Below are 1,571 nucleotides of genomic sequence, written 5' to 3'. Positions count from 1 at the left end.
CGGCTGCGCATCCAGCAGATCCTGCTCGCCGAGCTCAACGGCATCGGTGTGGACTACACCACCCGGGTCAGCGAGTCGAAGTTCGCGCGGGTGCACTTCATCGTGCGCACCGAGCCCGGCAACCCGCCCGGCGACGTCGACGTCGACGACCTGACCGAGCGGCTGTCGGAGGCCACCCGCCTCTGGGAGGACGACTTCCGGCTGGTGCTGGAGCGCAAGCTCGACGACGAGCACCAGGCGAAGCTGCTCTACCAGCGCTACAGCGGCGCCATATCGGAGACCTACAAGGACGAGCACACGCCGTATGAGGCGGTGAAGGACGTCGCGAAGCTGGAGCTGCTCGACGAGCCGGGCCAGCTCGTCATGCACGTCTACCGGCGCCGCCAGGACGAGAGTGACATCCGGTTCAAGGTGTATCGCTACGGCGAGCCCATGCTGCTGTCCGCGGTCCTGCCGGTGCTGCACTCCCTCGGCGTGCGGGTCACCGACGAGCGGCCGTATGAGATGCACCGCACCGACGGCACCGTCTATCTCTACGACTTCGGCCTGCAACTGCCCGCCGACTCCCGCCCGATCGCCGAGGTGCGGCCGCACCTGGAGAATGCGTTCTCCGCGACCTGGCGCGGCGAGGCGGAGGTCGACAACTTCAACACCCTCGTCATCAAGGCCGGCCTGACCTGGCGCGAGGTCGTCGTGCTGCGGGCCTACGCCAAGTATCTGCGCCAGGCCGGCACGGTGTTCTCGCAGGACTACATGGAGACCACGCTCCTGCAGTATCCGGCGATCGCCTCCAAGCTCGTCGCGCTGTTCGCGGCCCGGTTCGACCCCCGGCTGCAGCTGTCGGAGGGCAGCCGCGCCGTGCAGTTCAAGGAGCTGGTCGCGGCGATCCACGCCGACCTCGACGAGGTGACCAGCCTCGACCAGGACCGCATCCTGCGCTCGTTCCTGACGCTGATCCAGGCGACCCTGCGCACCTCGTTCTTCCAGCGCGGCGAGCAGGGGCGGCCCAAGTCGTACACGGCGTTCAAGCTGGACCCGCAGTCGATCCCCGACCTGCCGGCGCCGCGGCCGAAGTTCGAGATCTTCGTCTACTCGCCCCGGTTCGAAGGCGTACACCTGCGCTTCGGTGCGGTGGCGCGGGGCGGGCTGCGCTGGTCCGACCGGCGCGAGGACTTCCGCACCGAGATCCTCGGCCTGGTCAAGGCGCAGATGGTGAAGAATGCCGTGATCGTGCCGACCGGCGCGAAGGGCGGCTTCGTGCTCAAGCAGGTCACGGGCGACCGTGACGAGGCCGTCGCCTGCTACCAGCTGTTCATCTCCGCACTGCTCGACGTCACCGACAACCTCGACGGCGGCAAGATCGTCGCGCCGCCCGACGTGGTGCGCCACGACCCCGACGACCCGTATCTCGTCGTCGCCGCGGACAAGGGCACCGCCACGTTCTCCGACCTCGCCAACGAGATCTCCGTCAAGTACGGGTTCTGGCTCGGCGACGCGTTCGCCTCCGGCGGCTCGGCCGGCTATGACCACAAGAAGATGGGCATCACCGCCAGGGGCGCCTGGGAATCGGT

General features: G+C 68.3%; 1 protein-coding gene. It reads left to right on the top strand.

Annotated features, from left to right (window positions below; genetic code table 11):
- Window positions 1-1,571, top strand: a 1,571-nt coding sequence (locus AB0H83_RS51830) for an NAD-glutamate dehydrogenase domain-containing protein (protein WP_360111468.1), incomplete at both ends; no start/stop codon positions are given.

The sequence above is a fragment of the Dactylosporangium sp. NPDC050688 genome, assembly GCF_040654515.1.
Classification (GTDB): Bacteria; Actinomycetota; Actinomycetes; order Mycobacteriales; family Micromonosporaceae; genus Dactylosporangium.
This window is presented reverse-complemented; position numbering and strand designations above follow the sequence as displayed.